Here is a 23,154-nt window from a genome sequence, read left to right as displayed (position 1 = left end):
GAGTCTAGGAACACCGATAGACCGGCTTTGATCTACCTTGCACCTAATCCCCTTTACCTGCGATAACTCCCGAAGATGTCGCTTTGCGTCCGCGACCGGCCACCCACGGTTTCAAGTCCCTAGTGGAGGGTCACGCGGCGGGCGGGGCGTCCTGGAGCGGGACGGGGTCGGGGCGGGGGCAGGTGCTCGCCACGGCCGTCTCGGTGCGGCGCTCGGCCGACTCGAGGAGGGCGGTCATGGTCTCCAGGACGTGGTAGGCGAGTTCGCCGCTGGCGCGGAACGGCTCGCCCGGCCCGGCGGCGGCGAGGTCGGCTATGCCGTAGCCGCGGCCCGCGTCCCGGTAGCCCGCCGAGGGTTCGAGGGTGCGCCACTCGCCGCCGAGCGGGTGGACCTGCACGTCTCCGGCGAAGCCGTTGGGGTCGGGCACGATCAGGGACCCGGTGTGGCCGTGGACCTCGATGTTCGAGGCGCGGGTGGCGACCGAGTCGAAGCTCATGACCAGGGTGGAGAGCGCGCCGGACTCGTGGCGGAGGACGCCGGTGACGTGGGTGTCGACCTCGACCGGGACGCGCTCGCCCGCACGGGGACCGGAGCCGATGACGCGGGTGTCGCGCGAGTGGCTGGCGGCGCCGATCACGGAGGCGACCGGGCCGAGGAGGGTCACGAGCGCGGTCACGTAGTACGGCCCCATGTCGAGCAGGGGGCCGCCGCCGGGCACGTAGTAGAAGTCCGGGTTCGGGTGCCAGCGCTCGTGGCCGGGGGTCAGCATCGTGGCGGTGGCCGCGACCGGGGTGCCGATGAGGCCGTCGTCGACCGCCTTGCGGGCGGTCTGGACGCCGGTGCCGAGCACGGTGTCGGGGGCGCAGCCGACGCGGACGCCGGCCGCGCGGGCCGCCTCCAGGACCGGCAGGGCCTCGGCGGGGGTGTTCGCCAGGGGCTTCTCGCCGTAGACGTGCTTGCCGTTGGCGATGGCGCGCAGGGCGATCTCGGCGTGCGCGGCGGGGATCGTCAGGTTGAGGACGAGGTCGACCTCGGGGTCAGTGAGAAGCGCGTCGACGGTGAGGGCGCGGACGCCCTGGGCTTCGGCGACGGCCTTCGCGCGGGCCTCGTCGAGGTCGGCGACGGCGGTGAGCCGCACGGCGTCGAGGCGTTCGAAGGTGGTCAGGTACTGGCCGGAGATCGCTCCAACGCCGACGATGCCGATCCTCAGCGGCTGGCCCACAGGATGCCCCTCTCGATGATGGTGCGGACGTTGGCGTCGGCGAGGACGCCCGTGTCGTGGCCGGGGGTGCACACGAAGATGCGGCCCTCGCCCCACAGGCGGGTCCACACGGCCGGGCAGGTGACGGGACGGTGCCACGGGTGGTACGGCGTGACGGGGATGGTGGTGGTCGCGAGGACGTCGTTGAGCTCGTCCGAGAGGACCCAGTACTGCTCGGTGTGGAGGTCGAAGTCCGCGATGCCCTGGACGATCGGGTGGTCGGCCTGGTCGGGGACGATGTTCACGGTGTAGTGGGTGAAGCAGTCGGCGGCCTCGCCCTTGAGCTCCTCGCGCGGGGCGCGGGTGGGGTGGGTCGCGAACTGGCCGCCGATGAACTGGAGGTAGTCGGAGGACTCGCGGTAGGAGTCGGCGATGCCGCCGTGCCAGCCGGCCATGCCGGCGCCGTTCTCGACGGCGGTGATGAGGCCGCGCAGCTCGTCGCGGTCGATCTTGTTCATGGTGTTGGTCTGGACGACGAGGTCGACCCCGGCCATGTAGTCGGCGTCCGCGTAGACCGCGGTGGTGTCCTCGACGCGGACGTCGTAGCCGTGCTCGCGGAGGAACGGCAGGAACGAGTCGGTCGCCTCGACGGGCTGGTGCCCGTCCCATCCGCCGCGCACGACCAGTGCGCGCTTGTTGCCCGGTGTCGGCATGCGTTCAGCTCCAATAGTTGCGCAACTTCAGCGCCGGTTCGGCGCTTCGAGAATCATTATGACAAGAGTTTCGCGCGCTATCCAGTGCGATTCACGAGCAGAAAGTTGCGCAACTTTGAGGCGCGACGGTAGGCTCTGGGCATGCCAGAATCCCGCCGCACGACCCTCGCCGACGTGGCCGGCGCCGCCGGCACGACGGTGCCCACCGCCTCGAAGGTCCTCAGCGGACGGTCCGACGTCTCCGCCGAGACCCGGGCCCGCGTCATGCGCGCCGTCGCCGAGCTCGGCTACCGCGGCCGCTCCGGGCGGGGCGCGGTCCCGCGGACCGACCGGCCGTCCCTGGTGGACCTGGTGCTGAGCGGGGTCGAGGGGACGTGGGCGAACCGGGCCCTCAGCGGCGTCGAGCGGGCCGCCACGGCCGCGGGGGTGGACCTCGTGCTCACGGTGGCGCACGGCGACGGCGCGTGGCTGACGCGGCTGCTGGAGCGGAACCTGCGCGGCGCGGTGCTCGCGCTGGTGGACGTGAGCGCCGACCAGCTCGCGACCCTCGCGGCCGCGCGGGTCCCGGTGGTCCTGCTCGACCCGGTGGCGCAGCCGCCGAGCACGGTGGCGAGCGTGGGCGCGGCGAACTGGGCCGGGGGCCGGGCCGCCGCCGAGCACCTCATCGGGCTCGGGCACGGGCGGCTGGCCGTGATCGGCGCCGACCGGGTGGCCCTGTACACGCAGGCCCGCATCGACGGGTTCCGTTCGGCCGCAGCGCAGGCGGGCGCCGAGGTCGAAGTGGTGTTCATCGAGTGGACGGCCACCGGCGCGGTGGAGGCCGCGACGGCGCTCCTGGGCCGCCCCGACCGGCCGACGGCCGTCTTCGCGTGCACCGACAACATCGCGGCGGGGGTGTACGACGCCGCGGAGTCGCTGGGGCTGCGCATCCCCGAGGACGTCAGCGTCGTCGGCTTCGACGACCTCCCCGAGGTGCAGTGGCTGCGCCCGGCCCTGACCACGGTGCACCAGCCCATAAGCGAGATGGGCGAGGCCGCGATGCGGATGCTCCTGCGGATCATGGCCGCCCCGCCGCCGGTCGCCCCGCGCGAGGAGCTGGCGACGCAGCTGGTCGTCCGCGGCTCCACCGGCGGCCGCTGAGCCGCGGTCAGAACAGGTCGCCGTAGCCCATCGCCACCAGGTTGCGGTACGAGGTGGCCAGGCAATCGAGCGCGGTGCGGCCGTACCACTCGTCCTGCTCGACCAGCAGGTGGTCGGCGCCGATCGCGACGGCGGTGTCGATGATGGACGGGAAGTCGAGGTTGCCCTCGCCGACCTCCGCGAACTGGACGATCCGCCCCATCGCCTCCTGCCACGGCTCCCGGTCGCCCGCGTCGAGGGCGGCGTAGACCTCGTCGGGCAGGCGCGCGATCCGGTAGTCCTTGAGGTGGACCATCGAGACGCGCCCGGCGTACTTCCGGAGCGTGCGCACCGGGTCGAGGCCGCCGCGCTGGACCCAGTGCGCGTCGATCTCCAGGCCGACCAGCGGGGACCGCTCGGCGACGACGTCGAGCAGGTACCGGCCGTCGTACTTCGCGAAGTCGACGTGGTGGTTGTGGTAGTGCAGGCGGATGCCGTGGTCGGCCAGGCGGACGGCGACCTCCTGGCAGGCGTCGGCGAAGGCCGCCACGGCGGCGGGGTCGCGCATGGACTCGGCCGGGAGCATCCCGATGCGGATCATGTCCGCGCCCAGGGCCTGCGCGTCGTCGACGAACTTGCCGAACGCGGTCGTCAGCGACTCCTCGCCGGTGAGACCGCCTGAGATGGAGGCGAACTCGAAGCCGAGCTCCTCGCGGACCCGCACGAGTTCGGCGACGTGCTCCTTCGTCATCGGCACCGCCGACACCTCGGCGGTGCGGTAGCCGATGTCGCGGACGGCCCGGAAGGTGTCGTAGACGCCGCGGGAGGCGATCTCCTCGCGGAGGGTGAAGCACTGGACGCCGATCCTGGTCATGCTCGCTCCTTCGTGCCGCTCATGCGGTCGTGGTGCAGGTCAGTTCGAACTCGGCGGTCAGCGACGCGCCCCCGGCGAGCGTGAGCGGGCCGAGCGGTCCGCCGTCGGACTCGTAGGGGCGGCAGGCCGGTTCGAGCGCGACGGCGTCGGTCGTGCCCCACCACGGGTACCCCGTCGAGGCGCGGTGCTCCTGCCACACGAACAGGAACGGGAACACGTCCGGGTCCCACGTCAGGACCGCGGCGGTGCCCTTGTCCGCGTTGGCGACCGACGCGGTCCCGCGGCCCTTCGCGCGCAGGACCTGGAAGTCGCTGTGCGGCTCGGCGGGGAACCGCGCGTCGACCGGGTCGCCGCCGATCGCCACGGTCGTGCCGGGCCCGATGAGCGCCGGGCCGAACGCCGGGTGCTCGACCCAGGTGAACGCGGTCTCGGCGGCCGAGTGGTTCGCGACGGTCTGGCGCACGTGGACGCCGGAGCCGGTGGCTCGCACTGTGCGGCGCACGGTGAGCGGCGCGGTGCGCAGGACGGCCTCCAGCTCGCACGAGTCCGCGTCCGCGCCGGTCACGCGCCAGCGCCGCCAGGCGGCCTCGCCGTGGAACGGGTGCGCGACCTGGTCGAGGGTGCGGGCGTCGCCCGCGTGGGGCACGAGCGTGTGCCAGCCCCCGGCGTAGCGGCGGTGCCACTCCTCGTTGGAGCCGGTGAATGGGAAGGCCCCGCCCCAGTCCTCGTCCGCCCACGGCGTGGTCAGGAGGTACTCGGTCCCGGTGGGGGCGTGGGCGACCGAGGCGATGCGGGCCCCGAGCGGGTCGACGTCCACCGTGTACTCGCCGGCGGCGAGGCGCAGCGTGCTCACAGGCCGTACCGCCGGGTGCGGCGCACCGAGGGGGCGAAGGAGGCGTGGAAGATCGTGGAGGCCGCGCCGATGGCGCCGGCCTCGGTCTTCACCAGCGAGCGTTCGACGGCGACGTGCCGGGCGTGCCGTGCGGTGGGCATGGTGTTGACGGCCTTGTCTATGGCGTCCAGGGTGATCGCCTCGATCTGCGGTTGGAAGGCGGGGCCGCCGACGACGAGCAGCGGCAGGTCGAGCAGGTCGATGAGGGCGACCGCGCCGAGCGCGATGACCTCGGCGATCTGCCGGGCGGCGGCGGTCGCGGCCGGGTCGCCCGCGCCGACCTCGGCGCACATCTCCAGGTAGGTGGCGGCCGGCCCGTCGTAGCCGAGCTCGCGCGCGATCTCGGGGAGCGCGGCGGTCGGGTTGCACTCGCGCACCAGCTGCGGGCGGCCGTCGGGGTCGATGCGGCCGGTGCGCACGGCGCACAGCTGACCGAACTCGCCGGCGTTGGCGCTGGCGCCGCGGTAGGTCTCGCCGTTGAGGACGAGGCCGGAGCCCATGCCGGTGCCGAAGTACAGGTACACGAAGTCGCTGGCGCGGTCGGTGCGCCCGACCCACCGCTCCCCCACGGCGGCCGCCGCGCCGTCCTTCTCGAGCACGACGGGGCAGTCGAGGCGGTCGGCGAGCATGGCGCGCAGCGGGACGTTGCGCCACTCCTTGGACAGCGGCAGGTCGAGCAGCTCGCCGTCGGTGGTGATCGGCCCGGGAGCGGCCACGCCGACGCCGAGGAACGTGGAGCGGTCGACGCCCGCCGCGGCGACGGCGTCCTCGGTGGCCGCGGCGATGATCTCGACCAGCGCCTCCGGCGAGGTCCCGTGCGCGATGGGCACGCTCCGCTTCTGAAGCGTGCTGCCGTCGAGGTCGGTGAGGACCACGGTGACCGACTCGGGGTCGACGAGCGCGCCCACGGCGTGGGCGGCCTCGGCGCGAAGCCGCACCGGGGTGCGGGGCTTGCCGAGCCGCTCGGCCCGCTCGGACGCGTTCTCCACCAGCAGGCCCCGTTCGAGGAGGATGCGGAGGATGCGCGAGACCGACTGCTGGGTGAGGCCGGTCCGCTCGGCGATCTCGACGCGGGAGATGGCCCCGGCCTGGCGGATCGTCTCGATGATGGTGGCCTCGTTGAAGGACCCGAGGTCGGACTGGTTGGCCCCGGGCCGGTCGCCCGGCGGCGGGGTGCGGCGGGTCGGGGTGTCGTTCCGGTCGGTCACGGCGCCTCCAGCGCTCCGTCGGGTCTGCGGACGCCGGCGGCCCAGGCGTCGTGCCCGGACAGCTCGGCCGGGAAGCGGGCGGCCGCCGCCTCGTCGATGTCGATGCCCCAGCCGGGGGCCTCGTTGGGGCGCAGCCAGCCGTCCTCGATGCGGAGGGTCCCGGGGAACACCTCGTGCACGTTGTCGCCGTAGACGTGCCCCTCCTGGATGCCGAAGGCCGCGGAGGTGACGTCGAGGGCGACGTTCGCGGCGGCGCCGATCGGGGAGGTGTCGCCGGGGCCGTGCCAGGCGGTGCGGACGCCGCACAGCTCGGCGAGGTCGGCGACCTTGCGGGCGGCGGTGAGGCCGCCGATGTCGGAGACGTGGCTGCGGATGAAGTCGACGCCGCCGTCGCGCACGAGCCGCACCGCGTCCTGGAGGGACGTGGTGAGTTCGCCGACGGCGATCGGGACGGGGCTGGCGGCGCGGACCTCGGGGAGGCGGTCCCAGTGCTCGGGGGCGAGGACGTCCTCCAGGAAGAACAGCCGGTACGGCTCCAGGGCCCGGGCGAGCCAGACGGCCTCCTTGGGCGTGAGCCGGGAGTGGACGTCGTGGAGGAGCTCCACGTGGTCGGGGAGCTTGTCGCGGGCGGCCTCGAACAGGGCGGGGGTGCGGCGCAGGTAGTCGCGGGCGCTCCAGCCGTTCCGGTAGGGCGCGTCCGGGTACTCGGTGGGGACGCTGGGGGCGCCGTACCCGCCGCCGCCGGGGGTGGACATCTGGAGGCGCACGTGGCGCTGGCCGCGCTCGATCAGCCGCTGGGCGTCCTCGATCACCTCGCCGATCTCGCGGCCGGCGGCGTGGAGGTAGGTGTCGGCGGCGGCGCGGACCTTGCCGCCGAGGAGCTCGTGGACGGGCATCCCGGCGCGCTTGCCGGCGATGTCCCACAGGGCCTGGTCGATCCCGGAGATCGCGTTGTTGGTGACGGGGCCGCCGCGCCAGTACCCGGTGAAGCCGGCGAGGCGGGTGAGGTCGCCGATGTCGCCGGGGTAGCGGCCGGTCAGGAGCCGGGCGAGGTGGTCGTTCACGAAGGACACCACGGCTTTCCACCGCTGCGTGAACGTGGCGCAGCCGAGGCCGTACAGGCCGGGGACGTTCGTGTCGACGCGCACGACGACGAGCGCGATGCCGTCCGGGGCGGTCGCGATGGCGCGCACCGAGGTGATCCGCACGTCCTCGCGGGAGGGCCACGGGTTCGCGAACGTTTCAATCGTCATGGGTCGCTGCTCCTTGCTGGGTCTCCATTATGGGGGTCACTTCAATGCGGCCGGGAGGTCGAGCGTCGGCACGGGGAGGCGGCGGTGGGCCTCGAAGCCGATGAGCTCGCGGGCGGGGGTCAGGTCGATGGGGACCTCGCGCTCGACGAAGCGGCGCAGGCGCGGGACGCCGGGCGCGTACGCCTCCAGCAGGTCCTCGGTCCGGTAGGGCGCGATGGTGGTGCCGGCGGCGAGGAAGAAGGCGTGCGCGCCGGTGGTGTTCGCGGTGAGCGCCAGGACGATCGAGCGGGCGGCGTCCTCGGTGTGGAGGTACGACCAGGCCTCGCGCAGGCCCGTGCCCGGGTCCTGTTCGAGCTGCTTGGAATGGGCGAGGAGGGCGTGCTCGTCGTGGACGTGGGGGAACCGCAGGGTCACGACGTCGATGCCCCACTGCCGCCAGGCCATGCGCGCGGTGGACTCCCCGTGGTGCTTGGACAGGGAGTACCAGTCGGCGATGTCGACGGGTATGTCGGTGTCGAGCGGGAAGTACGCCGGGACCACCTCGTGGCGGTTCATCGGCAGGCCGTAGGCGTTGATGGACCCGGCGACGACGGCGCGGGCGATCCCGGCGGCCCCGGCCTGGGCGAGCACGTTGAACGTGGAGACCACGTTCACGGAGTACACGTCGTAGGGCGGGGCGATGTCGCGGTGGGCGAGCGCGGCGAGGTGGACGACGAAGTCGGCGCCGTCGAGGGCGGTCGCGACGTCCTCCTGGGATCTGGTGTCGCCCACCAGGACCCGCTCGGCCTCCAGGCCCGGGTTGGCCTGGATCGAGAGCGTCGTGACCGCGGCCCCGGCCGCGCGCAGGTGCGCGACGGCGACCGGGCCGATGCGTCCCGACGCGCCGGTGACGAGCACGCGGGCTCCGTTGAGGGGGGTCATCCCTTCACACCTCCAGCGGTGCCGACCCCGCGGAGGAACTGCTTCTGGAAGATCGCGAAGAGCACCACGGGGATGATGATGGACAGGAACACGGCGGCCATCTGGACCGCCAGGGGCGAGTTGCCGGTCGCCAGGCGCGGCAGCATGACCGAGACCGGCTGGAGGTCGGGGTTCGACAGGACCAGCATGGGCCACAGGAACTCCTTCCACGAGCCGACGATCGACAAGAGCACGATGACACCGAGGATGGGGCGCGACAGCGGCAGGACCACCATGGTGAGGATGCGCAGGGGGCCGGCGCCGTCGATCGTGGCGGCCTCCATGAACTCGCGCGGGATCGAGTCGAAGAACCGCTTGAGGACGACGACGTTGAAGGCGCTTGCACCGGCGGGCAGCCAGACCGCCCAGAAGGTGTCCTGGAGGCTGACGTTCAGCAGCGGCAGGTCCAGGATCGTCAGGTACAGCGGCACGAACGAGACGACGCCGGGCAGGAACAGGGTCGCCAGGATCGCGCCCGACAGCCACGGGCCCCACTTCGGGCGCAGGACCGAGAGCAGGAACGCGGCGGCGACGGACACGACGAGCGTGGACAGGGTGGAGCCGACCGCGAGGACCACGGTGTTGCCGAGGGACTGCCCGATCTGCGCGCCGTTCCAGGCCAGGGCGAGGTTGCCCCAGTCGTTGGGGCTGAACCAGATGCCCATCGGGTCGGAGACGATGTCGTTGCTCGGCGACACGGAGGCTTTGGCGGCCCACAGGAGCGGGCCGAGCCCGGAGACGATGAGGACGATCAGCAGGACCGTCTGGACGATCGCGAACCAGGTGCGGACCACCGGTCGGCGCCGGTCGGCGGTGGAGACGACGCCGCGGTCTTTGAGGTCGGTCATGTCGTGCTCCATCGCTTGGTGACGAAGTAGTAGACGACCGACAGGAGCCCGAGGAAGAGCGCGAGCAGGACGCTGAGCGCGGTCGCGGCCCCGAAGTCGCCGTTGACGAACGCGTAGTTGTAGATCTTCAGCAGGATCGTCTGGGTCGCGTTGTTCGGGCCGCCGCCGGTGAACAGGAACGGCTCGGTGAAGATCTGGAACGTGCCGATGAGCTGGAGCAGCATCATCACGAAGATGACGTTGCGCAGCTGCGGGAGGGTGATGTGCCAGATCCGGCGCCAGATCCCGGCGCCGTCGATCTCGGCGGCCTCGTACAGCTCGGTGCGTACTGTGGCGAGCGCGGCGATGTAGATGATCGCGGTCGAGCCCGCGCCGGCCCAGGTGGCGTACAGGACGATCGAGGGCATCGCGGAGTTCTCGGCGTTGAGCCACGGGAAGGGGCCCAGGCCGATCCAGCCGAGGGCGGTGTTGAACATGCCGGTGGCGTCGGGGTCGTAGAAGAACCGCCACAGCAGGATCGCCGCGACGGGCGGGACGATTGCGGGGAGGTACGCGAGCGCGTTGTAGAGCGTGTCGTACTTGCGCAGCTCGTTGATGAGCACGGCCAGGACGATCGGGATCGGGAAGCCGAACACGAGGGCCAGCAGCGCGAAGTAGGCGGTGTTGAGCGACGCCTGGACGAGGCCGGGGTCGGCGAGGACGTACGTGAAGTTGCTCCAGCCGACCCACTCGGCGGGCTGGACGAGGTTCGTCTTCTGGAAGCTGAGGACGAGCCCCTGGATCACCGGTCCCCAACTGAAGTACACGTAGACGAGGACGACGGGGACGGCGAAGAGCACGGCGTGCAGGCCGCCGCCGCGGGCCCAGCGGACGGGGTCGAACGGCTTCCGGCGCCGCCGCCGGGCGGGTGCGGCGGCCGCCGCTTCGAGGGTCTTGGTCATGGGTTCTCCGTTCCGAGGGACCGGCCGGGCCGGGTGCGGGGCCCGGCCGATCGGCTCGGTGTCTACCGGGCGGCCTGCTCGATGATGCCCTGCACGATCGCGTTGGCGTCGGCGACGGCCTGGGCGATGTCGGTGCCCTCGTCGGTGAGGACCTGCTGCACCACGGGGTCGAGTGCGGCGTACGTCTGCTGGGTGCCCGCGGGGGGCTCGGCGATGAGTTCGAGCGTCGAGGAGGTGTAGCTCGCGAACTGCTCGAGCGGGACGTTGATGTGGGGCTCGATCCAGGTGAGGTACTGGTCGTAGACCTCCTGGGAGACCGGCGGGAGGCCGGGGAGGCCGACGGGGTTGCCGTCGGCGGCGTTCGACTCGGCGTCGGCCAGCGCCGCGGCCTCGTCGTAGTACTTCTCGAGCTCGTAGAACTTGATCCACTTGGCCGCGGCGAGCAGCTGGTTGGGGGTCGCCTTGGCGTCGAAGAGCTTCAGGGTGCCGCCGGTGAGGGTGCCGTTGTTCCCGGCGCCGCCCTGCGGGAGCGCCCCGACGCCGACGTTCGCCGGGTCGAAGCCGTAGTCGCGGATGAGCGTGATGTACACGTCGGGGGCTTGGAGGACCATGCCGATGGTGCCGCCGGCGAAGGCCTGGCGCACCGCCTCCTGGTCGTAGAGGAACTCGCGGCCCATGGTGTCGTCGGTCCAGCGCATGTCGTGCAGGAGCTGGAGGGCGGCGATGGTCTCGTCGCCCATGACGGCCTCGGTGCCGGCGTCGTTCTGGACGCGGCCGCCGTTGGCGTACGTCATGGTGGTGAGCATCCAGCCGCCGGTGTTGTTGGTGGTCATCTGGGCGTAGGGGGTGACGCCGGGGACGTTCGCCTTGATGGTCTGGGCGAAGGAGCGGACCTCGTCCCAGGTGGCCGGCGGGGTGTCGGGGTCGAGGCCGGCCTGCGTGAAGATGGCCCGGTTGTAGGCGATGCCGACCGAGAACAGGCCGGTGGGGATGGTGTAGATGTCCCCCGCCTCGTCCTTGGCGTTGTCGAGGGCGAGGGGGTTGAGGTCCTTGACGAGGTCGAGTTCCTCGAGGTAGGGGGTCATCTTCGGCAGCTGGCCGTTGTCGATGAGCTCGTAGCTGTAGGTGAGGGAGACGCCCATGACCGTGGGGAGGGTGCCGCCGGCGAGCTTCGCCTGGAAGGTCTGGGCCTCCCAGACCTCGGTGGAGGGTTCGAGGGTGATGTTGCCGTTCTCGGCCTCGAACTCCTCGATGCGCTTGTTGAAGGCGGCGAGCTCTTCGGGCTTGTCCTCGGTCGGCTGGTCGCCGACGGAGATGGTGACGTCGGCCGAGGGGTCGAGGTCTTCGGTCGCGCCGTCCGCGCCGGGGTCGCTGCATGCGGCGGTGCCGGCGAGTGCGGCGACGGTGCCGGCGGAGCCGGCCGCGAGGACGTGCCGGCGTGTCAGTTTCGACATTGAAACTCCTGTGGGGGGAAGGCCCGTGATCCGTTCGGGCCGGTCGTCGTGGTGCCAATAAACTAAATCCATTAGTGTTAGTAAGTCAAGCCGGGGCGGCCCGAAATCTTCGGACCGCCCCCGGACCGGACGCCCCTCGCCCACCGGATACCAAGGAGCGCAACGCAAATGACCACTCCTGCACCCCTGCGTCTCGCCGTCGTCGGCTGCGGCGTCATCGGCCGCCTCCACGCCGAGGTCGCCGCCCACTCCCCCGATCTGGAGGTCGTCGCCCTCGTCGACCCGCACGCCCCGGGCGCGGCCGCGGTCGCCGAGCGGCTCACCGGTCTCGGGGCGCCCGAGCCGCGGACGTACGGCGACCTCGCCGCCGCGCTCGCCGACGGCGGGATCGACGTCGTCGCGGTCTGCACCCTCAGCGGCACCCACGCCGCCCTGGCGCTCGAAGCCCTCGAAGCCGGCGTCCACGTCGTGGTCGAGAAGCCCCTCGACGTCGCCATGGGCCCCGCCCGACGCCTCCGCGAGGCCGCGGCGGCGCGCCCCGGCCAGGTCGTCGCCGTCATCTCCCAGCACCGCCACGACCCCGCGTCCCTCGCGGTCCACCGCGCGCTCGAAGCGGGCCGCCTCGGGACCGTGACCTCCGCGGTCGCGAACGTCGACTGGTTTCGCACACAGGCGTACTACGACTCGGCCGAATGGCGCGGCACGTGGGCGCTCGACGGCGGCGGCGCGCTCATGAACCAGGGCGTGCACACCCTCGACCTGCTGCTGTGGTTCCTCGGCGAGCCGGTCGAGGTCACCGCGCACACCGCCCGCCTCGGCCACGAGCGCATCGAGGTCGAGGACGTCGCCGTCGCGATCCTCCGCTTCGCGAACGGCGCCCTCGCCACGCTGCACGCCACCACCACCGCCTACCCCGACCTCGGTGTGCGCCTCCAGGTCCACGGCACCGACGGCTCCGCCGTGATCGCCGCCGACGAGCTGACGCTCCTGCACACCCGCGACGCCGAGGGCCTGGAGGGCGACCAGGTCGCCCGCGAGCTGCGCGCCGCCGCGGCCGCGGCCCCCGAAGGGGCGTACGCGAACCCGCACCTGACGCAGTGGACGGACATCGCCGCGGCCGTGCGCGAGGGCCGCGACACGTGGGTGACCCTCGACGACGGGCTGCTGGCGCTCGCGACCGTGCGCGCGGTCTACCTCTCGGCGACCCTCGGGCGGCCGGTCCGCGTCGCCGACGTCCTCGACGGGGCCTACGACGACCAGGAGACGCGCACCGGCGGTACCGCCTCCGAAGGGTGACCGGGCGGGCCGGCGGGATGCCGGACCGCACTGCGGCCGACCGGATTCCCGGCGCGCGTGGCGGCGATGGGCGAGACTGCTTCCATGCTTCTCGTCGTTCAGATCCTCGCGGCGCTCGCCGGCCTCGTCCACGTCTACATCTGGGTCATGGAGACCGTGCGCTTCAGCGACCCGAAGGTGCACCGCGGGGTCTTCAAGACCGACACCGCCGACCTGGCCGCGGTCAAGCCGTGGGCCGCGAACCAGGGCTGGTACAACCTGTTCCTCGCGATCGGGGCGCTGCTGGGCGCGGCCCTGGTGCGCGCCGAGCCCGCCGTGGGCTGGACGCTCGTCGTCACCGCGTGCGGCTCGATGGCGCTGGCGGCGCTCGTCCTCGTCGCCACGGACCGCTCGATGCTCGCGGCCGCCGCCAAGCAGGGCCTGTTCCCGCTGCTGGCGCTGGTGTTCTCGGGGGTTCTGGCCGTGGCCTTGTAGGCTGGCGGCGCCCCTGCAAGCATCCCCCGGAACAACTGGAGTACCCAAAATGGCATATCCGCCCGCCCCCCAGCACATCGTCAAGGTCAAGTACAAGACCTGGGCCCCGATCCTGTTCACCGTCGCCGGCGCCCTGTGGCTCGTCGTCGCGCTGATGAACGTCCTGGTCGGCACCTTCTCGATCGGCATCATCACCGGGCCGCTCTTCGTGCTCATCGGCATCCTGACCTTCTCCCAGCCCCTCGCCTCGTACGAGCTCGCGACCGGCGCGCTGCACATGCACTCGCCGCTGGGCTTCAAGACCGCGACCTACGGCGCGCCGAAGGGCGAGCGGCTGTGGTTCGACGGCACGAACCTGATGCGCGTCATGGCGGACGGCCGCCAGAAGAAGGTGAACCTGAAGGCCGGCCGGCCCGAGGACGTGGCGCAGGTGGTCCAGGCGGTCGCCGGCGCGCAGCAGCAGCCGCAGCAGTAGGCGGACGCGATGGACGACCGGCGCCTCGTCAAGGTCTCGAAGTACCTCTCACGGCACTTGCGGCACGACCCGCAGCGGCTCGGGATCGAGCTCGACGAGCAGGGCTGGGTCGACGTCGAGGTGCTCCTGGCGGCGCTGGAGCGCCAGCGCTTCAGCCTGACGCTCGCCGAGCTCGAAGAGGTCGTGGAGCGCAACGACAAGCGGCGGTATGTGATCCGCGACGGCCGCATCCGCGCGAGCCAGGGCCACACCGTCGACGTCGACCTGGGTCTGGAGCCGGTCGACCCGCCCGCGGAGCTGTTCCACGGCACCGCCGAGGGCTTCCTCGACGCGATCCGCGCGGAGGGCCTGAAGGCGATGGACCGCCACGACGTGCACCTCTCCCCCGACTACGCCACCGCGGTGCGGGTGGGCTCGCGGCGCGGGACGCCGGTGGTCCTGGTGGTCGCCGCGGGCCGCATGGCCGAGGAGGGCCACGAGTTCTTCCTGTCGGAGAACGGCGTGTGGCTGACCGGGTCGGTCCCGGCATGGGCGATCGCGTTCCCCGCCTGACCGCGCGGCACGGGCGCGACCGGCGCTGACAGTTCCTGCCACAACGCACGCGAAGGGGCCGCCGTCATGATCGACGGCGGCCCCTTCGCGTGCGGCTAGACCGCGGCGGGGACCGGTTCGGCCTGGGCCGCTTCGGTCTTGCGGGTCTTGATGACCGTGACGGCGACGACCAGGGCGACGGCGACCATGACCGCGGCGATGGTGTAGCCGAGCCGGTAGCCCGCGGTCAGGGCCTCGGCCTGGCCGGTGCCGCCGTCCAGGAGCGAGGCGGTGCGGGAGGAGACCGCGGTGCTGATGACCGCGAGGCCGACCGCGCCGCCGACCTGCTGGGCGGTGTTGAACAGGCCGGAGGTGACGCCGGCGTCCTCGGGCTTGGAGTCGGCCATGCCGAGGGTCATGAGGGCGGGCATGGTCAGGCCGAAGCCGAGCGGGGCGGTGACCATGCCGGGGAGGACGTCGACCAGGTAGGAGCCGTCGGCGCGCATCTGGGCGAAGAGGACGAACCCGAGGACCATGACGGCGAGGCCGACGATCGCGAGCTTGCGGGGGGCGACCCGGGTGAGCAGCTTCGGCGCGACCCACAGGGAGACCGAGGCGATCACCAGCGGCGCGGGCAGGAACGCGAGGCCCGCGGTCAGCGGCCGGTAGTCGAGGACCTGCTGGAGGTAGAGCACGGTGAAGTACATGAACCCGAAGGCCGCGCCGACCATGAGGGCCTGGGAGACGTTCGCTCCGGCGACGCTGCGGGAGAACATGATCCGCAGCGGGACGAGCGGGGTGGCGGCCTTGGCCTGGCGGAGGAGGAACCCGGCGAGGAGGAGGGCGGCGAGGGCGCCGAACCCGATGGTGCGGGCGGAGTCCCAGCCCTGGTGCTCGACCTCGATGAGGGTGTAGACGGCGAGCATGACGCCGGCGGTGACGAGGACCGCGCCGAGGACGTCGGCCCCGGCCTTGAGGCCGATGCCGCGGTCGTTCTCCAGGAGGCGCCAGGCGAGCAGGCCGACGGCGAGGCCGAGCGGCAGGTTGATGAAGAAGATCGACTCCCAGCCGATGGACTCGGTGAGGACGCCGCCGATGACGGAGCCGAGCGCGCCGCCGCCCGCGGAGGCGAACCCGAAGGCGCCGATGCCCTTCGCCTGCTCGGCGGGTTCGGGCAGGAGCATGACGACCATGCCGAGGAGGCCCGCGGAGGCGATCGCGCCGCCGATGCCCTGCACGAAGCGGCCGGCGAGGAGCAGGGTCTGCGTGTCGGCGAACCCGATGGCCGCCGAGGCGAGCGTGAACAGGGCCAGGCCGGCGATGAAGACCCACTTGCGGCTGAGCAGGTCGCCGAGGCGGCCGGCGAGGAGCAGGAGGCCGCCGAAGGGGATCACGTAGGCGTTGACGGTCCAGACCAGGTTCGACGGGGTGAAGCCGAGGTCGTCGCGGATGGCCGGGAGGGCGATCGTGACGATGTTCTGGTCCAGGATGATCATGACCTGCGCGGCGAGCAGGACGATGACGGTGAGCCAGCGGCGGCTGAGACTCGTTTCGTGCGGGGTGGACATGACCGGTGCTCCTTCAGTGCTAGGGGAACTATTTGTTCCTGGAGCAATCATGTGTTCCAATGGAGCGGTCCGGAAGAAGGCACTTCGATGTCCCTGGGGATACACGGATGTTCCTCTCCAGGTCATCCCCGCAAACGCCGCGTTGTGAAGTGGAGCACATGCCATGAAAGACGAGTGCGACGACGTCCCGATGTCCGACGTGCAGGTCGAGGCCTGCCCGATCGTCCAAATCATCGACCGGGTCGCCGGGAAGTGGTCGGTCTCGATCCTGGTCGCGGCCATCCGGCAGCCGGTCCGGTACACCGAGCTGGAGCGGAGCATCCCCGGCATCAGCCGCCGCATGCTCACGCTGACGCTGCGGAACCTCGAGCGCGACGGGCTCCTGACGCGCACGGTCTATCCGACCGTCCCGCCGAAGGTCGAGTACACCGCCACCGACTCCGCCCGCGAGCTGTACGGGCACCTCACCGGCCTCCTCGAGTGGGCCGAGCGCCACCGCCCCGACATCGTCGAGGCCCGCGAGCGCTACGACGCCCTCGTGGCCGCCGCGTAGCCGGACCGCCCGGGGCCCGTCCCCTGGTCTGCTGAACGCGTCGTCGGCGCTAGGGCCGCAGCCACACCCGCAGCGGGCCGAGCGGCGCGAACCCGTGCCGCAGGGCCGCGTCGAGGTCGTCCCCGTGCTCGTAGCCGACGAGCGGCACGCCGGGGAAGAGGGCATGGGCGGCCGCCAGCGCCACCGGCCATCCGGCGCCTGCGCCGTCCGCCGCGAACACGTTCGAGACGCCGACGACACCGCCGCCGCGGGTGAGCACCGCGCCCGCGGCCACGTCGCCCTCGCGCGTCCCGGCGACCACGGACACGCCGGGGTGGTCGAGCAGCCGGGGCCGGAACAGGTCGGCGTTCCCCTCGCCGCCGTCCCACGCGGTCGCCCACGCGCGCAGCGCGTCCGGGTCCTCGGCCCGGTTCCAGGCGGGCGCCGCCGGAGGCGGTCCGGCCGGTCGGCGGATCCAGCGGGCCTCGAAGAGCACCTCGAAACCGTACGGGGCGAGGTCGAGGTCCGCGAAGCTGTCCTTGACCGAAGCGCCTGCGCCCGAGTCGATCCGGGCCACCAGTGCCGCGGCATCCGCGCCGGGGGCGAGGGTCACCGCGTCGGGGTAGTAGGGCGGCGTGCGGACGGCGGCGGTCCAGGCGTCGGTGCGGAACTCCCCGGCCCGGCCGTGGGAGGCGCACACGGCGTCGCACCACTCGGCGTTGTCGCGGGCGGCGGCCGATATCGAGAGCAGGTCCACGGGGACCGATCCTAGGCGGTCGATCCGCAGGCGCGCTTGGCATGCGCCAGCGGCGTGGGGCCGACCGCCGGCGCCGGGGCCGCGAGAGGCGGCGTGCTCCGGCGGTAGGCTATTACAGTCGTCATAGGAGGTCTCGTTGCAGCAGGTAGACGCGCCCCGCGAGCGGATCGTGGCCGGTGCGGCGGAGATGATCAGCCGCCGCGGTCTCAACGCCACGAGCATCCGCGAGCTGTCGAAGCACGCACACGCGCCCCTCGGCTCGACCTATCACTACTTCCCCGGCGGCAAGGGCCAGTTGGCGACCGAGGCCGTCCGGTTCGCGGGCGAGAGCGTCGCGCGCAGCCTCCGCAGGGAGCTGCGGGTCGGCCCGCGCGAGGGCGTGGCCGCGTTCCTGGCGCTGTGGCGTGACATCGTGACCGGCACCGGGTTCCGGGCCGGCTGCCCGGTCCTGGCGGTCGCCGTCGAGGAGCCCCCGCCCGGCGACGTCCCGGAGGCGGTCCTCGCGGCGGCCGAGGTGTTCGCCGACTGGGAGCGCCTGCTCGCCGATGCCCTTGCGGCCCATGGTGCCGACGAGGTGCAGGCCGCGCAGATCGCGACGCTCATCGTCGCCTCGGTGGAGGGCACGGTGGCGATGTGCCGCGCCCAGCGCGACACCGGCCCGCTCGACCGCGTCGCGGCCCGGCTCGACGCGATCATCGCCGCCGTCCTGCGCTAGCGGCCCAGGAGGTCGCCGCAGAACGAGCGGACCGCGCGGTTGACGGTCTCGGGGGCCTCCCACGGCATGAAGTGCCCGGCGCCCTTGACCCAGAACGGCCCCACGGCCTCGGGGAAGGCGATGGCGCACTTGGCCTCGACGTGCTCGGTGAGCGTCACCTGGTCGGCGCCGACGAGGACGAGGGTCCGGTGCGGCACCGGCCGGTCGATCATCTCCGGCGCGGACAGCGGCCGGACGCCCATGACGACCTCGTAGTCGGCGAACGAGGCGCGCAGCCGCTCGGCGTCCGCGTACGGCTCGGTCAGGTAGTCGAGGTCGTCCTCGCCGAACGCGCCGGGCGGGCACCACATGCGGTGCCCGTAGAACTCGCCGATGTACCGGCGGCGCTGCTCGGGCGTCGCGAGTTCGGCGACCAGCTCGTCGGCGTGGAGGCCCTGGCGGCGCTGGTAGTCGTAGACGGCGGGCTTGGGCGTGCCCGGCGGGATGCCCGCCGCGGCGAACGCGTCCTCCAGGTCGGGCATGGAGTCGTCGAGGATCACCAGGCGGTCGACGCGATCAGGGTGCCGGTTCGCCATGTCGACGGCGATCATCGCCCCGAGGTCGTGGCCGACGACGACGGCCCGCTCCCACCCGAGCGCGTCGAACAGGCCGGTCAGGTCGGAGTTGAAGGCATTGAAGTCGTAGAAGCCGTCGGGCGCGAAGTCCGAGTCGCCGTAGCCGCGCAGGTCCGGCGCGACGACGTCGAACCCTGCGGCCGCGAGCGCGTGGAGGTTGTGCGACCAGATGCGGCTGGTGCACGGGAACCCGTGGACGAGCAGCAGCGGCACGCCGCCCTCGCCGCGGCGGCGCACCGCGAGGCGGTGCCCGGGACGGACTTCGACCATGACCGGTGCGACGGTGTCAGCGGGAAGAACCATGCCTCAGGTGTACACGACCGCCCCACGCGTCCCGCGATCCGGTCGTCACGAGCGCATGTCCCGGCCGGAGAGGAGGCGCCCGGTCAGGCCCGGCGGGAGGGCGCGGCCGACCGACGCGACCAGCTTGTACCGCCAGTCGGGCACGCTCAGGGCCCGGCCGCGGCGCCAGTCGCGCAGGGCCGCCGCGGCGACGGCGTCCGGGTCGAGCCACAGGAAGCCGGGGATCTTCGACATGTCCATCCCGGCGCTGCCGTGGAACCCGGTGCGGGTGAACCCGGGGCACAGCGCGGTGACCGTGACGCCGTGCGGGCGCGCGGTCCTGGCCGTGGCCTGGCTGAAGTTGATGACCCACGCCTTCGTCGCCGAATAGGTCGAGCTGGGGAAGAACCCGAGCAGCGAGGCGGTGTTCAGGACGCCGCCGCTCCCCCGCGCGAGCATCGGCGGCAGGGCCGCGTGTGTCAGGCGGAGCACGGTCTCCATGTGCAGCCGCGACATCGCGATCTCGGCCTCGATCGGCGTCGCGAGGAACCGCGTCGGATGCCCGAAGCCCGCGTTGTTGACGAGGAGGTCGAGGCCCGCGCGGCACCGCTCCTCGATCCGGGCGAGGTCGGCGTCGTCGGTGAGGTCGGCGGTGACGAGCTCGGTGTCCGCGGGCAGGGCCGCGCCGGTCTCGCGCAGCCGCTCGCCGTCGCGGTCGACGAGGACGAGCCGGTGGCCCTCGGCCGCGAGCCGCCGCGCGAGCGCCGCGCCGATGCCGGAGGCGGCGCCGGTGACGAGCGCGGTCGGTCGGGGAGGCTCGGCGTTCATGCGCCGAGTGTAGGGGCCGGACGCCGGACCGCGGTCCTCGCGGGACGAGCGCGGTCCCGCCCCGCGGCGACCGCTCGGTCCGGGCGGGAAGTGGCGGCGCGCTCCGACCGCGGAACGGCGCCGCCCGGTCCGGGCGGGAAGTGCCGGCGCCCTTCGAGTGCCCCGCCAATGAACGGTGCCGCTCGGCTCAGGCGGGAAGTGCGGTCAGTTCCCGGTGCGGTAGCGGGCGGCGAGCGCGGCGGCCCGGCCGTGCAGGGCGGCGCGCAGCGACGGGGGCGCGAGGGCCTCGGCGTCCGCTTCGAGCTGCCACAGCGCCCACTCGGCGTGCCGGGCGTCCTGGAAGGCGAGTTCGAGGCGCAGCCAGCCGTCAGCGTCTGGTTCCTCGGCGCGCACGGCGAGCGCGGTGTCCAGCAGGGCCTCGCGCCGGTCCGGGTGGACCCGCGCGAGGACGGTGAGGTGGCCGTCCGCGAGGAACCGCGCCGACCGCTCGCGCCAGATCCGGTCGAGGTCGACCCGGCCGGGCCGCTCGGCCGGTTCGGGCAGCTCCTCGGCGGCGAGGATGCGCGAGAGCCGGTAGGTGCGGTCCGCGCCCGACCGCGTCGCCAGCAGGTAACCGCGGTCCCTGACGGTGACCAGGCCGATCGGGTCCACGATGCGCCACTGCGGGTCCTGGCCGGTCGCGGCGTAGTGGATGCGGAGCCGCCGCCCGGCGAGCACGGCGCGCCGCACCTCGGCCGCGGCGGGGACGTCCTCGGCGTTCCGCCTGCGCGACAGCAGGTCGGTCTCGGGTTCGACCAGGAACCGCTGCGCCGCATCGGTCACCGTGGCCTGGTGGCTCGCGGGCAGGGCGTCGACGACCTTCCGCATCGCCGACGCCAGCGCCGTCCCGAGCCCGAACACCTGCTCGGAACGCTGCGACCCGGCGGTGAGCAGGGCGAGGGCCTCCTCGTGGTTGAGGCCGGTCAGCTCGGTGCGGAATCCGGGCAGGAGCGCGAAGCCGCCGTTGCGTCCGCGTTCGGCGTAAACCGGGACGCCCGCGGAGGACAGGGCCTCGATGTCGCGCAGCACGGTCCGCGTGGACACCTCCAGCTCGCTCGCCAGCGCGTCCGCGGTCAACCGGCCGCGCTGGCGCAGCAGGAGCACCAGTGAGACGAGCCGGTCCGCGCGCATCGGCGAAATCTATCAGGAAATCACGACAGTGGATGTCGTGATTCAGCGCGAGACTCGGGTGCAGGAAGATTCCCGATGCAACGAACGGATACCGCCGTGACTGTCGAACGTACCGCCATCAACCCGGTGACCTGGTCGGCCGAGCTGGGCTTCAACCAGGGCGAGCTGGTCTCGGGGCACACCCGGACCCTCTACTGCTCCGGCCAGACCGCCATGAGCAAGGAGGGCCGGCCCGAGCACGAGGGCGACATGGCGGCCCAGCTGGCCCTCAGCCTCGCCAATCTGGAGGCCGTCCTCGCCGAGGCCGGCATGTCCCTCGCGAACCTGGTCCGCTTGAACGTCTACACCACCGACGTCGACCGGCTCTTCCCCCACTACGGCGTCCTCGCCGGCGCTCTCGCCGCCGCCGGGGTCGCCCCGGCCACCACGATGCTCGGCGTCACGCGCCTGGCGATCCCGGGCCAGCTGGTCGAACTGGAGGCCACCGCGGTCGCATGACCGCGGGCGGGTCCCGCTCGCAGCGGGACCCGCCCGAAGTGCACGGAGCCGCTTTGAGCGCTGGACCCGCGCGGTCGACCGCGGAAGACCGGCGGGCCCGGCACTCGCGGCCGGGGACGCCGTCACCTCAGAGTGGCGAGCCGGCCGTCCAGGGCCGACCACTTGCACTCGTCCTGCGCGTTGATGTCGATCGGCTCGCGAACGCCGATGTCGCGACCGGCGGCGTTGTTGTGGAGGTCCATGCCGACCTCGTCCTGCGGAAGGCCGGGGTCGGCCTCGTGCCGGTCGGCGACGATCTTCGCCTGCTGGGCGTCGATGTAGTGCACCATGAGCGCGTTCCAGTAGCAGTGGCGGAACGCGTCGGCCTTCCCGTTGTGCAGCGAGTCGCCGGGAAAGACGCCGTTCGCGACCAGCTCGTTCGCGACCTCCTCGGCGTCCCTCGCGTTGGCCTGGGCGATGCCGCAGTCGAACGGACCGATGATCAGGCATCCGATGATGTCGCCGTTGCTGGGATAGCCCTCCTCGTGGGCCGGGGCCGCAGGTCCGGCCTGGACCGGGGCGGCGGCCCAGATGGCCGCCGTGACGGCACCGACCACTGCGGACGTGATGACTCTGACTGCGTGCGAACCCATTGCGACTCCCCCGGTAACGGTCTCCTGGGCCGATCCTTCGCGGTGGGCCGCGGCCGTGCCGGGGGAATCCCGGGATCACCGCTCCCGGCGTCGGGAATCCGACACCGGGGCGGCAGGGGTCAGTCGAGGGCGCTGAGGAGTTCGATCCGGAAGGGCTTGGTCGTCTCGCCCTCGGCGATGCGGCTGGGCCAGTCGGGGTCGGCGATGAGGCTGCGGCCCACGGCGATCATGTCGAACTCGTCGCGCTCCATGCGGTCGAGGAGCCGCTCGATGCCGGTGGTGCCGGGCTTGTAGGCCATGCCCTTCGGGCCCATGAACTCCCGGTCGAGGCCCACCGAGCCGACGGAGATGACGGGCTTGCCGGTGAGCTTCTTGGTCCAGCCGGCCAGGTTGAGGTCGCTGCCCTCGAACTCGGGGAGCCAGTAGCGGCGGGTGGACGCGTGGAAGGCGTCCACTCCGGCGTCGGCGAGCGGCGCGAGGACCTGTTCGAGTTCGCCGGGCGTCCCGGCGAGCCGGGCGTCGTAGGAGTTGGCCTTCCACTGGGAGAAGCGGAAGTTCACGGGGAAGCGGGGCGAGACGGCGGCGCGGACGGCCGCGACGACCTCGACGGCGAACCGGGTCCGCGCGGCCAGGTCGCCGCCGTAGGCGTCGGTGCGGCGGTTCGTCGCCGCCCACAGGAACTCGTCGATGAGGTAGCCGTGCGCGCCGTGGAGTTCGACGCCGTCGAAGCCGATGCGCTCCGCGGCGGCGGCGCTCTCGGCGAAGGCCGCGACCACCGCGTCGATGTCGTCCTGGGTCATCGCGCGGCCCTTCGGCGCGCCGTCGAGGGCGAGGCCCGAGGGGCTGAGCACGTCGGCCTCGGGCACCGGCCCGGAGCCGGGGTCGCGCATGGCGCCCACGTGCCACAGCTGCGGGACGATCCGGCCGCCCGCCTCGTGGACCGCGTCGGCGACCCGCCGCCAGCCCTCCAGCTGCTCGTCGCCGTGGAAGCGCGGGACGCGGCGGCTCGCCCAGGTCGACTCGTGGCCGACGTAGGTCCCCTCGGTGACGATGAGCCCGACGCCCCCGGCGGCCCGGCGGGCGTAGTACGCCGCCACGTTCTCGCCCGGCACCCCGCCGGGCGAGAACTCCCTGGTCATCGGCGCCATGACCACGCGGTTGGCGAGGTCGAGGCCGTTGATCGCGTAGGGGCGGGCGAGCAGGTTCGCGGCCCGTTCGGCGGTGGCGGTGCGGCTGTCGTTCACGGATAATCTCCTTGTGTACGTTGTATCGCTCGGATACAACGTACACTCAAGGTACGTCGTACACAACTGCTACCG

25 protein-coding genes are annotated in these 23,154 nt (G+C 72.6%); 8 read left to right on the top strand and 17 right to left on the bottom strand.

The genetic code is table 11. The features are described 5' to 3' along the window. Nucleotides 1–130 precede the first annotated feature (130 nt). On the bottom strand, nucleotides 131–1,222 hold the full coding sequence (locus ABD419_RS09435) for a Gfo/Idh/MocA family protein (protein ID WP_344484949.1): 1,092 nt from the start codon (nucleotides 1,220–1,222) through the stop codon (nucleotides 131–133). After that, a complete protein-coding gene (locus ABD419_RS09430) occupies nucleotides 1,207–1,914 on the bottom strand; it encodes a ThuA domain-containing protein (protein ID WP_344484946.1) in 708 nt (235 codons plus the stop codon). The genes ABD419_RS09435 and ABD419_RS09430 overlap by 16 nt, the downstream gene beginning before the upstream one ends. A gap of 141 nt (nucleotides 1,915–2,055) precedes the next feature. On the opposite strand from ABD419_RS09430, the gene ABD419_RS09425 reads away from it, so the two are divergent. Continuing rightward, nucleotides 2,056–3,054, top strand: coding sequence for a LacI family DNA-binding transcriptional regulator (locus ABD419_RS09425; protein ID WP_344484943.1), 999 nt, complete (start codon nucleotides 2,056–2,058; stop codon nucleotides 3,052–3,054). Nucleotides 3,055–3,061: 7 nt separating this feature from the next. On the opposite strand, the gene ABD419_RS09420 is transcribed toward ABD419_RS09425, so the two are convergent. From ABD419_RS09420 to ABD419_RS09385, 8 genes are all read right to left on the bottom strand, one after another. After that, nucleotides 3,062–3,907, bottom strand: coding sequence for a sugar phosphate isomerase/epimerase family protein (locus ABD419_RS09420; RefSeq protein WP_344484940.1), 846 nt, complete (start codon nucleotides 3,905–3,907; stop codon nucleotides 3,062–3,064). 19 nt (nucleotides 3,908–3,926) lie between these two features. Then, the gene (locus ABD419_RS09415; protein WP_344484938.1) at nucleotides 3,927–4,760 is read right to left on the bottom strand and encodes an aldose epimerase family protein; all 834 of its coding nucleotides are present in this window, start codon (nucleotides 4,758–4,760) and stop codon (nucleotides 3,927–3,929) included. After that, nucleotides 4,757–6,007: an ROK family transcriptional regulator gene (locus tag ABD419_RS09410; protein WP_344484936.1), complete on the bottom strand. Its 1,251-nt coding sequence runs from the start codon at nucleotides 6,005–6,007 to the stop codon at nucleotides 4,757–4,759. The genes ABD419_RS09415 and ABD419_RS09410 overlap by 4 nt, the downstream gene beginning before the upstream one ends. Further along, nucleotides 6,004–7,260 (bottom strand): enolase C-terminal domain-like protein, encoded by a 1,257-nt coding sequence (locus ABD419_RS09405; protein WP_344484934.1) that lies wholly within the window; start codon nucleotides 7,258–7,260, stop codon nucleotides 6,004–6,006. Before ABD419_RS09405 ends, ABD419_RS09410 begins: the two co-directional genes overlap by 4 nt. Nucleotides 7,261–7,296: 36 nt before the next feature. Continuing rightward, on the bottom strand, nucleotides 7,297–8,181 hold the full coding sequence (locus ABD419_RS09400; RefSeq protein ID WP_344484931.1) for an NAD-dependent epimerase/dehydratase family protein: 885 nt from the start codon (nucleotides 8,179–8,181) through the stop codon (nucleotides 7,297–7,299). Then, the gene (locus ABD419_RS09395; protein WP_344484928.1) at nucleotides 8,178–9,068 is read right to left on the bottom strand and encodes a carbohydrate ABC transporter permease; all 891 of its coding nucleotides are present in this window, start codon (nucleotides 9,066–9,068) and stop codon (nucleotides 8,178–8,180) included. Before ABD419_RS09395 ends, ABD419_RS09400 begins: the two co-directional genes overlap by 4 nt. Further along, nucleotides 9,065–10,009 carry a carbohydrate ABC transporter permease gene (locus tag ABD419_RS09390; RefSeq protein WP_344484925.1) on the bottom strand — a complete coding sequence of 315 codons (945 nt, stop codon included), beginning with the start codon at nucleotides 10,007–10,009 and terminating at the stop codon, nucleotides 9,065–9,067. Before ABD419_RS09390 ends, ABD419_RS09395 begins: the two co-directional genes overlap by 4 nt. 62 nt (nucleotides 10,010–10,071) lie before the next feature. Beyond that, nucleotides 10,072–11,463 (bottom strand): extracellular solute-binding protein, encoded by a 1,392-nt coding sequence (locus ABD419_RS09385; protein WP_344484922.1) that lies wholly within the window; start codon nucleotides 11,461–11,463, stop codon nucleotides 10,072–10,074. Nucleotides 11,464–11,631: 168 nt separating this feature from the next. On the opposite strand from ABD419_RS09385, the gene ABD419_RS09380 reads away from it, so the two are divergent. The 4 genes from ABD419_RS09380 (at nucleotide 11,632) to ABD419_RS09365 (ending at nucleotide 14,260) form a co-directional block, all read left to right on the top strand. After that, nucleotides 11,632–12,759: a Gfo/Idh/MocA family protein gene (locus tag ABD419_RS09380; protein WP_344484919.1), complete on the top strand. Its 1,128-nt coding sequence runs from the start codon at nucleotides 11,632–11,634 to the stop codon at nucleotides 12,757–12,759. A gap of 84 nt (nucleotides 12,760–12,843) precedes the next feature. Continuing rightward, nucleotides 12,844–13,233 carry a DUF1304 domain-containing protein gene (locus tag ABD419_RS09375; RefSeq protein WP_344484917.1) on the top strand — a complete coding sequence of 130 codons (390 nt, stop codon included), beginning with the start codon at nucleotides 12,844–12,846 and terminating at the stop codon, nucleotides 13,231–13,233. A gap of 49 nt (nucleotides 13,234–13,282) precedes the next feature. Continuing rightward, nucleotides 13,283–13,708 (top strand): hypothetical protein, encoded by a 426-nt coding sequence (locus ABD419_RS09370; protein ID WP_344484915.1) that lies wholly within the window; start codon nucleotides 13,283–13,285, stop codon nucleotides 13,706–13,708. A 9-nt stretch (nucleotides 13,709–13,717) separates the two neighbouring features. Further along, nucleotides 13,718–14,260, top strand: a complete 543-nt coding sequence (locus ABD419_RS09365; RefSeq protein ID WP_344484913.1) for an RNA 2'-phosphotransferase — start codon at nucleotides 13,718–13,720, stop codon at nucleotides 14,258–14,260. A gap of 95 nt (nucleotides 14,261–14,355) precedes the next feature. Here ABD419_RS09365 and ABD419_RS09360 read toward each other — a convergent pair whose 3' ends face one another. After that, the gene (locus ABD419_RS09360) at nucleotides 14,356–15,807 is read right to left on the bottom strand and encodes an MFS transporter (RefSeq protein WP_344484910.1); all 1,452 of its coding nucleotides are present in this window, start codon (nucleotides 15,805–15,807) and stop codon (nucleotides 14,356–14,358) included. A gap of 163 nt (nucleotides 15,808–15,970) precedes the next feature. Here ABD419_RS09360 and ABD419_RS09355 point away from each other — a divergent pair, with 163 nt between their 5' ends. Next, the gene (locus ABD419_RS09355) at nucleotides 15,971–16,360 is read left to right on the top strand and encodes a winged helix-turn-helix transcriptional regulator (RefSeq protein WP_344484907.1); all 390 of its coding nucleotides are present in this window, start codon (nucleotides 15,971–15,973) and stop codon (nucleotides 16,358–16,360) included. 49 nt (nucleotides 16,361–16,409) lie between these two features. On the opposite strand, the gene ABD419_RS09350 is transcribed toward ABD419_RS09355, so the two are convergent. Beyond that, nucleotides 16,410–17,096, bottom strand: coding sequence for a hypothetical protein (locus ABD419_RS09350; protein ID WP_344484904.1), 687 nt, complete (start codon nucleotides 17,094–17,096; stop codon nucleotides 16,410–16,412). Between the two features lie 136 nt (nucleotides 17,097–17,232). Between ABD419_RS09350 and ABD419_RS09345 the strand changes: the two genes are divergently transcribed. Next, a complete protein-coding gene (locus tag ABD419_RS09345; protein WP_344484901.1) occupies nucleotides 17,233–17,811 on the top strand; it encodes a TetR/AcrR family transcriptional regulator in 579 nt (192 codons plus the stop codon). On the opposite strand, the gene ABD419_RS09340 is transcribed toward ABD419_RS09345, so the two are convergent. From ABD419_RS09340 to ABD419_RS09330, 3 genes are all read right to left on the bottom strand, one after another. After that, the gene (locus ABD419_RS09340; protein WP_344484898.1) at nucleotides 17,808–18,728 is read right to left on the bottom strand and encodes an alpha/beta fold hydrolase; all 921 of its coding nucleotides are present in this window, start codon (nucleotides 18,726–18,728) and stop codon (nucleotides 17,808–17,810) included. The two genes, ABD419_RS09345 and ABD419_RS09340, sit on opposite strands and share 4 nt — an antisense overlap. A 45-nt stretch (nucleotides 18,729–18,773) precedes the next feature. Continuing rightward, nucleotides 18,774–19,535, bottom strand: a complete 762-nt coding sequence (locus tag ABD419_RS09335) for an SDR family NAD(P)-dependent oxidoreductase (protein ID WP_344484895.1) — start codon at nucleotides 19,533–19,535, stop codon at nucleotides 18,774–18,776. Nucleotides 19,536–19,739: 204 nt separating this feature from the next. Next, on the bottom strand, nucleotides 19,740–20,705 hold the full coding sequence (locus tag ABD419_RS09330) for a helix-turn-helix transcriptional regulator (protein ID WP_344484892.1): 966 nt from the start codon (nucleotides 20,703–20,705) through the stop codon (nucleotides 19,740–19,742). 75 nt (nucleotides 20,706–20,780) lie between these two features. On the opposite strand from ABD419_RS09330, the gene ABD419_RS09325 reads away from it, so the two are divergent. Then, nucleotides 20,781–21,203 (top strand): RidA family protein, encoded by a 423-nt coding sequence (locus tag ABD419_RS09325; protein WP_425555983.1) that lies wholly within the window; start codon nucleotides 20,781–20,783, stop codon nucleotides 21,201–21,203. 122 nt (nucleotides 21,204–21,325) lie between these two features. Here ABD419_RS09325 and ABD419_RS09320 read toward each other — a convergent pair whose 3' ends face one another. After that, nucleotides 21,326–21,799, bottom strand: coding sequence for a DUF6973 domain-containing protein (locus tag ABD419_RS09320; RefSeq protein ID WP_344484886.1), 474 nt, complete (start codon nucleotides 21,797–21,799; stop codon nucleotides 21,326–21,328). A gap of 155 nt (nucleotides 21,800–21,954) precedes the next feature. Further along, nucleotides 21,955–23,079, bottom strand: a complete 1,125-nt coding sequence (locus ABD419_RS09315; protein WP_344484883.1) for an oxidoreductase — start codon at nucleotides 23,077–23,079, stop codon at nucleotides 21,955–21,957. Nucleotides 23,080–23,154: the final 75 nt, after the last annotated feature.

Origin of the sequence: Glycomyces endophyticus, from assembly GCF_039531525.1 — a bacterium.
Lineage (GTDB): Bacteria > Actinomycetota > Actinomycetes > Mycobacteriales > Micromonosporaceae > Glycomyces > Glycomyces endophyticus.
Note: the sequence above shows the minus strand (reverse complement) of the source record. Positions and strands in the feature narration are given on the sequence as shown.

Coding starts and splice junctions, on each gene's coding strand:
- ABD419_RS09330 (WP_344484892.1), bottom strand. CDS start 20,705: ATGCGCGCGGACCGGCTCGTCTCACTGGTGCTCCTGCTGCGCCAGCGC.
- ABD419_RS09400 (WP_344484931.1), bottom strand. CDS start 8,181: ATGACCCCCCTCAACGGAGCCCGCGTGCTCGTCACCGGCGCGTCGGGA.
- ABD419_RS09430 (WP_344484946.1), bottom strand. CDS start 1,914: ATGCCGACACCGGGCAACAAGCGCGCACTGGTCGTGCGCGGCGGATGG.
- ABD419_RS09390 (WP_344484925.1), bottom strand. CDS start 10,009: ATGACCAAGACCCTCGAAGCGGCGGCCGCCGCACCCGCCCGGCGGCGG.
- ABD419_RS09340 (WP_344484898.1), bottom strand. CDS start 18,728: ATGGTTCTTCCCGCTGACACCGTCGCACCGGTCATGGTCGAAGTCCGT.
- ABD419_RS09325 (WP_425555983.1), top strand. CDS start 20,781: ATGCAACGAACGGATACCGCCGTGACTGTCGAACGTACCGCCATCAAC.
- ABD419_RS09420 (WP_344484940.1), bottom strand. CDS start 3,907: ATGACCAGGATCGGCGTCCAGTGCTTCACCCTCCGCGAGGAGATCGCC.
- ABD419_RS09395 (WP_344484928.1), bottom strand. CDS start 9,068: ATGACCGACCTCAAAGACCGCGGCGTCGTCTCCACCGCCGACCGGCGC.
- ABD419_RS09360 (WP_344484910.1), bottom strand. CDS start 15,807: ATGTCCACCCCGCACGAAACGAGTCTCAGCCGCCGCTGGCTCACCGTC.
- ABD419_RS09335 (WP_344484895.1), bottom strand. CDS start 19,535: ATGAACGCCGAGCCTCCCCGACCGACCGCGCTCGTCACCGGCGCCGCC.
- ABD419_RS09370 (WP_344484915.1), top strand. CDS start 13,283: ATGGCATATCCGCCCGCCCCCCAGCACATCGTCAAGGTCAAGTACAAG.
- ABD419_RS09365 (WP_344484913.1), top strand. CDS start 13,718: ATGGACGACCGGCGCCTCGTCAAGGTCTCGAAGTACCTCTCACGGCAC.
- ABD419_RS09405 (WP_344484934.1), bottom strand. CDS start 7,260: ATGACGATTGAAACGTTCGCGAACCCGTGGCCCTCCCGCGAGGACGTG.
- ABD419_RS09425 (WP_344484943.1), top strand. CDS start 2,056: ATGCCAGAATCCCGCCGCACGACCCTCGCCGACGTGGCCGGCGCCGCC.
- ABD419_RS09375 (WP_344484917.1), top strand. CDS start 12,844: ATGCTTCTCGTCGTTCAGATCCTCGCGGCGCTCGCCGGCCTCGTCCAC.
- ABD419_RS09385 (WP_344484922.1), bottom strand. CDS start 11,463: ATGTCGAAACTGACACGCCGGCACGTCCTCGCGGCCGGCTCCGCCGGC.
- ABD419_RS09355 (WP_344484907.1), top strand. CDS start 15,971: ATGAAAGACGAGTGCGACGACGTCCCGATGTCCGACGTGCAGGTCGAG.
- ABD419_RS09380 (WP_344484919.1), top strand. CDS start 11,632: ATGACCACTCCTGCACCCCTGCGTCTCGCCGTCGTCGGCTGCGGCGTC.